This window comes from Clostridium sp. DJ247 (assembly GCF_014231265.1).
In genome coordinates this window covers 140602-149644 of sequence record NZ_JABAIW010000005.1, presented here as the reverse complement: position 1 = coordinate 149644, position 9043 = coordinate 140602, and the positions used below count along the sequence as shown (strand labels likewise).

The 9043-nt window shown below is 33.1% G+C and carries 8 protein-coding genes and 2 rRNA genes; 8 read left to right on the top strand and 2 right to left on the bottom strand.

Translation table 11 applies throughout. The features are described 5' to 3' along the window. The 8 genes from HGI79_RS03905 to HGI79_RS03870 all read left to right on the top strand — a co-directional run. Positions 1-208, top strand: a 23S ribosomal RNA gene (locus HGI79_RS03905); the annotation flags it as partial. A gap of 201 nt (positions 209-409) precedes the next feature. Beyond that, positions 410-526, top strand: a 5S ribosomal RNA gene (gene rrf / locus HGI79_RS03900). 304 nt (positions 527-830) lie between these two features. Further along, entirely contained in the window at positions 831-1595 is a 765-nt protein-coding gene (locus tag HGI79_RS03895; protein ID WP_185649345.1) for a DeoR/GlpR family DNA-binding transcription regulator, read from the top strand. Between the two features lie 346 nt (positions 1596-1941). Then, positions 1942-2910: a carbohydrate ABC transporter permease gene (locus HGI79_RS03890; protein WP_185649344.1), complete on the top strand. Its 969-nt coding sequence runs from the start codon at positions 1942-1944 to the stop codon at positions 2908-2910. Positions 2911-2922: 12 nt separating this feature from the next. After that, a complete protein-coding gene (locus tag HGI79_RS03885) occupies positions 2923-3795 on the top strand; it encodes a carbohydrate ABC transporter permease (RefSeq protein WP_185649343.1) in 873 nt (290 codons plus the stop codon). A 36-nt stretch (positions 3796-3831) separates the two neighbouring features. Beyond that, positions 3832-5166, top strand: coding sequence for an ABC transporter substrate-binding protein (locus tag HGI79_RS03880; protein WP_185649342.1), 1335 nt, complete (start codon positions 3832-3834; stop codon positions 5164-5166). Positions 5167-5170: 4 nt separating this feature from the next. After that, the gene (locus HGI79_RS03875) at positions 5171-6667 is read left to right on the top strand and encodes a CehA/McbA family metallohydrolase (RefSeq protein WP_185649341.1); all 1497 of its coding nucleotides are present in this window, start codon (positions 5171-5173) and stop codon (positions 6665-6667) included. Further along, positions 6668-7423, top strand: coding sequence for an HAD family hydrolase (locus tag HGI79_RS03870; RefSeq protein ID WP_185649340.1), 756 nt, complete (start codon positions 6668-6670; stop codon positions 7421-7423). Positions 7424-7595: 172 nt separating this feature from the next. On the opposite strand, the gene pdxT is transcribed toward HGI79_RS03870, so the two are convergent. Continuing rightward, complete coding sequence (pdxT, locus tag HGI79_RS03865; protein ID WP_185649339.1) at positions 7596-8165, bottom strand: pyridoxal 5'-phosphate synthase glutaminase subunit PdxT; 570 nt, start codon at positions 8163-8165, stop codon at positions 7596-7598. Between the two features lies 1 nt (position 8166). Further along, entirely contained in the window at positions 8167-9036 is an 870-nt protein-coding gene (gene pdxS, locus HGI79_RS03860) for a pyridoxal 5'-phosphate synthase lyase subunit PdxS (protein WP_207725695.1), read from the bottom strand. Between the last annotated feature and the right edge of the window lie 7 nt (positions 9037-9043).

Sequence of the window (9043 nt, the reverse complement as noted above, 5' to 3'; positions counted from 1 at the left end):
CAGTTGTTCCGCCAGGAGCACAGCTGGGTAGCTATGTCGGGACGGGATAAACGCTGAAAGCATCTAAGCGTGAAGCCCACCTCAAGATTAGATTTCCCATAGCGTAAGCTAGTAAGACCCCTTGAAGAACACAAGGTTGATAGGTCAGAGGTGTAAGCATGGTAACATGTTCAGCTGACTGATACTAATAGGTCGAGGGCTTGACCAAATTATTTAAGCTTTACAGCTAATCTGTGCAATTTTCAGAGAACAAATAATCTCTCTTAATACAGAGATTATAGTTTTTAATTGTTAGAAACGAGCAGATCAAGGAACAAAGCGAAGCGAGGAACAGAGTTTACAAATCGTAAATGAGTACCGCAGCAAGCAAAGTGACGCAGAGATGCGAAGTTTATCACAATTAAAAACATTTAGTGGTAATGACGTGAAGGTAACACCCGTTCCCATTCCGAACACGACGGTTAAGCTTCACAGTGCCGATGGTACTGCAGGGGAGGCCCTGTGGGAGAGTAGGTCGCTGCTAGGTCAATGGGGTGGAGCACTGGGTTATTAACCAATAGGTTAAAGGTGCAAATCCTTTTCGTGGATCAATTTGTTTTGAATAATAAAAGTTGGTTTAATGACCAGCTTTTTTGTTTTATAGAAGTGTGCCTAGGGAAATTAGAGTTTGATTGTTGATATTGGTCTATCCATTGTAAAAAATAAAATTATGGGAATTATCTAAAGTATGTATTTCACCATTAAAACATATATTGTAACTAAATTTGTAATATTATATAATTAATTAGTGATTATATAATATATTAATATGGTTTAAGTGGGAGAGCAAAATGCTTGTACAAGAGAGGCATAATAAAATAATTGAATTATTAGAAAAAGAGAAAAGTGTAAAAGTTTCAAGGCTTGTTAAGTTATTTAATATATCAATTGAAACTGTTCGAAGGGATTTGGAATATCTTGAAAAAGAAGGGTATCTTAAAAGAGTTTACGGAGGAGCCGTACTTGAGAAAGTAGGTGCTAATGAAGTAAACTTTGCTATCAGGGAAACTAAAAATATGGAAGAAAAAATAGAAATAGGAGAAATTGCAGCTAGATATGTAGCAGAAGGTCAGGCTATTGCATTAGACGTAAGTACCACTAACACCGAGGTAGCAAAAGCAATTAAAAGAAAAGTAAGAAAGTTATCGGTAATTACTAATTCAATAGCTATTGCAGAAGAGTTATCGGATATGGAGGAGTACACAATAATTCTTGCAGGAGGAACTTTAAAAAAAGATGAAAAATGTATTATTGGTAGCATGGCAGAAAAATTTATCGAGCAATTTCATATAGATATAACCTTTGCAAGCTGTAGTGGTATTTCAATAACAGCAGGAATTACTGATTATGGTATAGGCGAGATAGAAATTAAAAAGAAAATGATGCAGTGTTCTCAGCAAACTATAGTGGTTGCAGACAGTACAAAGTTTGGAGTTGTTTCTCTATTAAATGTGTGTAATTTTGATAAAATTAATATGATTATTACAGATTCAAAATTAAATACTAAAGTCAAGGATAAATATTTAAATTTAGGTGTTGAAATAATTAATAACTAAATAATTTATAAAAACTAAAGGGCCTAATACTTTAATCAAAGTATTAGGCCCTTTAGTTTTTATTTAGGAAATATGTTGAGGAAAGTATTTTGCATAAGTCACCACCTATTAGTTTATTCTATTTAAGAAATAATATTGTAGGAATTATGAATAGATGAAAACAAATATTTATGTTCTGTTTGTAGAAAAAGTTGGACTTCATTAAAATATTTTGTGGTGTTTTAACAATATTTTATGGTATTCTGTGTGACATTAACCTATATTTTACATATATATAATAAAATTAATACGTAAAATATGTACAATTAGATTGTTAAAAGGAAAAGGAAAGGAGGAAGCTATAAATATGGAAGTAGATAAGTTATATAGAAAGAAGGGTAAAGCTGTAAAGTTGAATTATGCTAAAGGTAAGTTTTCTAATATATTCTTTTTTATAGGAAGGTTAAAAAAATCACAAGGTTTAACTGCATTACTTTTTATATTACCAGCTAGCTTACCACTTGCAGCTTTTTGGTTGTGGCCTATGTTTTATTCTACCTATTTAAGCTTTACAGACTGGGATTTTATGAGTCCTGAATATAAATTTGTTGGTATCAATAATTATATTACACTATTTAGAAATAAAGAATTTTATCAGGTTTTAATAAACACAGTTTACTTTACTTTAGGTAATGTAATACCAACTATAATAGGAGGTTTAGTACTGGCGCTTCTTTTAAATAAGAAATTAAAAGCTATGGGTATATTTAGAACAATTTTATTTTCTCCTTGGGTAACTCCTACAGTAGCTATATCCATAGTTTGGTCTTGGATATTCGAACCAAGAGTTGGACTTGCAAACTATATACTACAGACATTTCATTTGCATAAACTTCAATGGGCTCAAAGCAGCAAATGGGCTATGGTAGTTATACTTATTGTTACTGTATGGAAAGGAGTTGGTTGGGCTATGGTATTTTATTTAGAAGCTCTACAGAAGGTTCCAGAAGAGCTCTACGAGGCTAGCTATATAGACGGGGCTTCTAGCTGGCAGAAAATAAAAAATGTTACTATCCCATTAATTTCTCCAACAACATTTTTCTTATTTATAATAACTACTATTAATTCACTACAAGCTTATGATCAAATTCAGATTATGACGCAGGGAGGTCCTGCAGGAAGTACCAGAACAATACTTTATATGTACTATCAATACGCTTTTGAAAACTTTAATACTGGTGAAGCTGCTGCAATTGCAACAATACTAGTAATATTAACAGGGATATTAAGCTTAATTCAATTTATTGCATCAAAAAGATGGGTGCACTATCAGTAGGAAGGTGATTTTATGTATGAAATAGCTAATAAGACTTCTATTTCAAAGAAAAAGAGTAACAATAAATTTATAGACATGATTAGTTATTTATCACTAATCATTTTTAGCATAATTATAGCCTTCCCTTTTTTATGGTTAATACTTAGTTCAATAAAAACAAAGGATGAAATATGGATGTTTCCACCTAGCTTGTGGCCAAAGGTTCCACAGTGGAACAACTACACTGAGGTACTTAGTGGAGCACCCTTTGGACTCTACATATTTAATTCTACCTTTACAGCATCATTTATAGTAGTAATTCAATTAATAAATTCTGCTATGATAGCTTATGCCTTTACTCAATTAAAATTTAAAGGTAAAAACCTATTGTTTGCTATTGTTATGGTAACTTATATGCTTCCAGCAGCAGCAACCTATGTGCCTAGCTATATGCTTATATCAAAGATGAATATGCTAGATTCTTATAAGGGAATCATCATTTCAAATTTAGTTAATGTTTTTGGTATATTTCTTATAAGACAAGCCTTTATGCAGGTGAGAAAAGAGATGATAGAAGCAGCTAAAATTGATGGAGCTGGTCACTTTAGAATTTTAGTATATATTATGATTCCTTTTTGCAAATCCTCATTTATCACTTTAGCATTATTAAGTTTTATCAGTAATTATAATAATTATCTGTGGCCTTCCTTAATAATAAAGGACCCAAAACATTATCTTGTTACTATAGGCCTTAGACAATTCTTTATTCAAGGTGGTGCCTATGGTATAAAGTGGCCTCAGGTTATGGCGGCTAGCGCAATAACAGTAATACCATTGCTTTTATTATTTTTTATTACACAAAAATGGTTTATGAAAAGTATTGGAGATACGGGACTAAAAGGTTAAAAATTGATTTTAATATGATTTAGGGAGGAATATAAAATGAAATTATTAAACAAAAAACTCATAGCAGTTATAGTATTATCAGTTACTATGATGGGACTCATATCAGGTTGCACAGCTGCAAAAAATAATACTGTAAATACTGAAACAGTAAGCAATTCTAATAAAGCACCAGTAGAAATTGAATTCTGGTACGGATTAGGTGGTAAACTTGGAGAAAATATGGTTCAAAAAATAAAAGAGTTTAATGAATCACAAAAAGAAGTTGTGGTTAAAGGTGTGGCACAAGGAAGCTATACTGAAACTTATCAGGCTTTACAGGCAGCTATAGCATCAAAAAAAGCACCTGCAGCTGTACTTTTAAACAATGTACAAATGAATTCACTAGGAAGTAAAAAGGTTTTGGCACCACTTGATGACTTTATTTCAAAGGATAAGAATTTTAACTCAGAAGATTTCATTCCATCCTTTTATAATCAAGGAAAGATAAATGGAAAAATATATTCGCTACCGATGTATGGAACAACTCAGGTTATGTATTATAGAAAGGATTATTTGGAGTCAGCTGGAATAAAGCCAGAAGATTTAAAGACTTGGGAAGATGTTTTTTCTGCATCGAAAAAGCTTAGAAAGACTAATGGAAATGAAGTTAGTGTATATGGTTTTGAACCTATGTGGGGCCCAGAAAACTTAACGGATATGGCTCTTAGTAAAGGTGGTAAAATAATAAGTGAAGATGGTAAAAATGTATTAATTGATTCTAATGAATGGATAGATACTTGGGAATCCATTAGAAAAGCTATACATGAAGATAAAACTATGAGAATACACTCTGGTGGTCAAGGTTGGGAGTATTGGTATGCTACTATTGATGATGTTATGAAGGATAGAGCAGCAGGTTATTTGGGTTCCAGTGGAGACCAGGGAGATCTTGATTTTAGCAAAATTGTTGCTGCACCTCAGCCAGGATGGAATGGACATGCTGCGACACCAATAGCAGAAGCTTTAACTGTAAGCATACCAGCAGTTACAGATAAGGATAAGCAGGAGGCTGCATTTAAATGGATGAAATTTTTCACAAGTGCAGAAAAAACAGCGGATTGGTCTATTAAAACTGGTTATATAGCAGTGAGAAAGTCAGCTGAAGAAGCACCAGTATTTAAGGAATTTGCAAAAACACATCCTCAAATATTAGTTCCCATTGCACAGGCAAAAACAGCATCTTCAGCATTTGTTGATCCAACAGGCGGAAAGATATCTGATGCTCTAAAGAAGGCAGCAGACAAGGTTGAAATACAAAATATAAATGCAGCACAGGCATTAAAAGAAGCTAAAGAGGAAGCACAAGCAGCATTGAATGCGGCTTCAAAGTAATAGTATGATAACTTTTAACGGGATGTTTAAAGGCAGTGAAAAGCTGCCTTTACATACACATAAATTCAACCTTGAAAACTCTTTAAGCTGTCTTAGGATAAATATTAAAACTGACTACAAAGCTTGGATACAAGTTCTTCTTTGGGATGAAGATAAAAAACTTAGACTTCAACGATTGCATCTAAAAGAATTTAGCAGCACAATTATTAATGAAGATCCTGTACTGTCCAACTTTTCTGCAGTACCTGGTATACTTGAAAAAGGGCGATATACTTTAGAGATAACTTGTGAAGCCTCACAGGAAATATCTTATTTAATAGAAATATTTGAAGAAGATATTCAAGAAAAGGTTACAGAAGAAAAAGAATGGAATTACGAAATCTGGTGTGACGGTAATTATGAAGGGGAAGGTATATATTTAAATAGATATAACTTTAAACAGAGATTAAAAACTGGATTAAGGTGGTATAAGGGAGACTTTCATACCCATACTAATATTTCAGATGGTAAGCTTACTCCAGAAGAAGGAATGCTGCAGGCAAAGAAAATGAATTTAGACTTTTTTGTAGTTACAGACCATAATATATTACCCTGCAAATGGGTAAAAGGAGATGTTCTCCCTATTCCAGGCATTGAAATTACTCCACTGGCTACTCATTTTAATGCTCTAGGGTTAAAAAGGTGGATTGATTTTAGAGTGAATTCTGAGAATGGTGGTCTATTGTCAGAAAGTGGAATGAATAGATTGATGAAAGAAGCTAGAGAAAATGGAGCACTGTGTTCAATTAACCATGCTGAGCTGCCTCCATGGCAGTGGTTACATAAGGAAACTTTAATAGAAAATATAGATGTGTTAGAAATAATAAATGATCCTACATATCCTAAAAACAGGGAGGCTACGGAAAAAGTATTAAATATATGGAATACCTTATGGAATGAGGGATATCACATATGGGGCATTGGAGGCAGTGATTCTCATCTTTTGCCAAATGAAACTTATGAAGGAGCAGATAAGCCATCTCTTATTGGTGATCCTAGCACCTATGTGCTGGCAGATGGGCTTTCAGCTTCAGAAATACTAAATTCTGTATCTAAGGGCAGAGTATATGTAAGTAGAGGACTTGAGCTTGATATAGATATAAATTGTAATGAAAAAAATTACTCTCCAGGAGACTCCTTGTCTGAATTATTTCTATCAAATTCTGATGAAAAAAAAGTTACCTATAGTTTTTTAATAAAAAGCGGAGAAAAGGATCTTATTAAAGGTATTAGTATTTTTTTAATTGAAAATGGTAACGTGATTTTACAAAAAAACAATGAAAATAATATGAGATATGATATCAGCTTTAATTGGAAAGGTTCAGCTTTCACGTGGAGCAGATTAGAGATTAGAGATGGAGAAGGAAATTTGTTACTTTTTACAAATCCTATATATAAGGGCAGTAAAAAACATACAATATTTAATTGGGGACAACTATTACAAAAACTAGGAGGACACTAGATGAAAAATATTAAAGGTATACTATTCGATAAAGATGGAACATTACTTGATTTCCATTCCATATGGGTTCCGCTGTTTACAGACACTATTGATGAATTAGTAAAGGATTTAAACATCCAGTATATACAGGGTATAAAAGATAAACTTTTGCAGGCTATAGGTATAAGAAGTGGTAAAGTAGAGCCTTTTGGAGTTTTAGCCTGGGGAACTTTGGGAGAAGTAACAAAAGAGTTAACTTTGGTGCTTGAACGAGAAGCTGTAGATAAGAGATTGCTTTTAAATCTTTCTTTTTATATAGAAGCTAAAATAAATAAGCTGTCTAAAGAAAAATCTAAACTTATTAAACCTACAGGAAATTTAACTAGATTATTTAATGAGCTTAAAAAACTTCATATTTATATAGGACTTGCTACTTCAGATACCTATGAATCTGCAAGGTTTTGTTTAAAAAGCCTAAATGTAGAAGAATATTTCGATTTTATAGGTGCTGACGATGGTATGTCAGCACCAAAACCTAGTCCAGATTTATTAAATAAGTTTTGTAAAGCCTGTGGTCTTCAACCAGAAGAAATAGCTGTAGTTGGGGACACTGAAGTTGATATTGCTCTAGCAAGTAATGGTAATGCTGCATTAGCAATTGCTGTGTTATCAGGAACTAATGGAAAAGAAACATTAGTCAAAGGAGCAGATTTTGTTTTAAATTCAGTGGATGAAATAATAGATGAAAATGGAATATTTGTGTGGTGTAAAGGATGAACATGTGGGCTATAATATATATTTATGTGAAAGCTAATCTATAAAAAAATAAAACCTCAATATCTCCATTAATGCATTTACTGAGGTTTATTTTTTATATATTTTAGTAGCTATATAAAATGAAAATTTTATATTATATTTAAGTGAGAGCTACTCTAAATTGTATGAAAATTTAATTACTACACATAGATATAAAGTATCTATGTAATTCAAGATTTTTTGTAAGCTCTGGATGAAAGGATGTAACAAGAATGTTATCTTGTCTTGCAGCAACAATGTTTCCGTTAACTCTATGAAGAATTTTTACGTTATCACCTGAATCTACTATATAAGGAGCCCTTATAAAGACTAGAGGTATTGGAATACTAGAAATTTCTTCAATGATTTCAGTGGTTTCGAAGCTATCTATTTGAGTGCCATAAGCATTTCTTCTAACCTTTATATCCATAACAGATAGGTGAGTAGTTCCATCATTTTCAAGCTCTTTTGCAAGCAATATCATACCTGCACAAGTTCCCCAAACTGGAAGGCCTGATAATATCTTTTCTCTTAATGGTATAAGTATATTTCTTTCTTTTAAAATTTTACCGATTGTAGTGCTTTCGCCACCAGGAAGTATTAAACCATTAAGGTCTTCAAGGTCTTCTAATTTTTTTACCTCTAAAGCTGTACAACCTAAAGCTTGTATGTGATTTATATGCTCAGCTACTCCACCTTGAAGTGATAAAACTCCTATTTTCACTTTACCAACCTCTTTCAGCGTATCTATTATCTAAATCTCTTACGTCTAATCCACTCATTGGCTCACCTAAGTCTTCTGAAACTTCTGCAAGTATCTTAGGGTCGTTATAATAAGTTGTTGCAAGTACAATAGCTTTTGCTCTCTTTTCAGGATCTGATGATTTGAATATTCCAGAGCCTACGAAAACTCCTTCTGATCCAAGTTGCATCATAAGTGCAGCATCTGCTGGAGTTGCTATACCACCAGCAGCAAAGTTAACTACAGGTAGTTTTCCTTCCTTCCAAACATACTTTACAAGTTCGTAAGGAGCACACATTTCCTTGGCAATAGTCATAAGTTCTTGCTCTGAAGCATTTTTAATCTTTCTGATATCATCCACCATAGTTCTCATATGGCGAACAGCCTCAACAACATTACCAGTACCAGCTTCTCCTTTAGTTCTTATCATTGAAGCTCCTTCTCCAATTCTTCTTAAAGCTTCCCCAAGATTTTTAGCACCACAAACAAAAGGTACTTTGAAATCCCACTTGTTAACATGGAAAGTTTCATCAGCTGGCGTTAAGACTTCACTTTCATCTATATAATCTATTCCTAAGCTTTGAAGTATTTGTGCTTCTACAAAATGTCCTATTCTAACTTTTGCCATTACTGGTATGGAAACAGCAGCTTGTATTTCTTTAATCATTTTTGGGTCAGACATTCTTGCTACTCCACCCTGTTTTCTTATATCAGATGGAACTCTCTCAAGTGCCATAACAGCGCAAGCACCAGCCTTCTCAGCTATTTCTGCTTCTTTAGGCGTTACAACATCCATTATTACGCCACCTTTTAGCATTTGTGCAAGATTTTTATTTAATTCATATTTTTCCATAAATATA

Excerpts from the sequence above, each read along its gene's own strand:
- HGI79_RS03895 (WP_185649345.1), top strand. The coding sequence starts at position 831 with ATGCTTGTACAAGAGAGGCATAATAAAATAATTGAATTATTAGAAAAA.
- HGI79_RS03890 (WP_185649344.1), top strand. The coding sequence starts at position 1,942 with ATGGAAGTAGATAAGTTATATAGAAAGAAGGGTAAAGCTGTAAAGTTG.
- HGI79_RS03885 (WP_185649343.1), top strand. The coding sequence starts at position 2,923 with ATGTATGAAATAGCTAATAAGACTTCTATTTCAAAGAAAAAGAGTAAC.
- HGI79_RS03880 (WP_185649342.1), top strand. The coding sequence starts at position 3,832 with ATGAAATTATTAAACAAAAAACTCATAGCAGTTATAGTATTATCAGTT.
- HGI79_RS03875 (WP_185649341.1), top strand. The coding sequence starts at position 5,171 with ATGATAACTTTTAACGGGATGTTTAAAGGCAGTGAAAAGCTGCCTTTA.
- HGI79_RS03870 (WP_185649340.1), top strand. The coding sequence starts at position 6,668 with ATGAAAAATATTAAAGGTATACTATTCGATAAAGATGGAACATTACTT.
- pdxS (WP_207725695.1), bottom strand. The coding sequence starts at position 9,036 with ATGGAAAAATATGAATTAAATAAAAATCTTGCACAAATGCTAAAAGGT.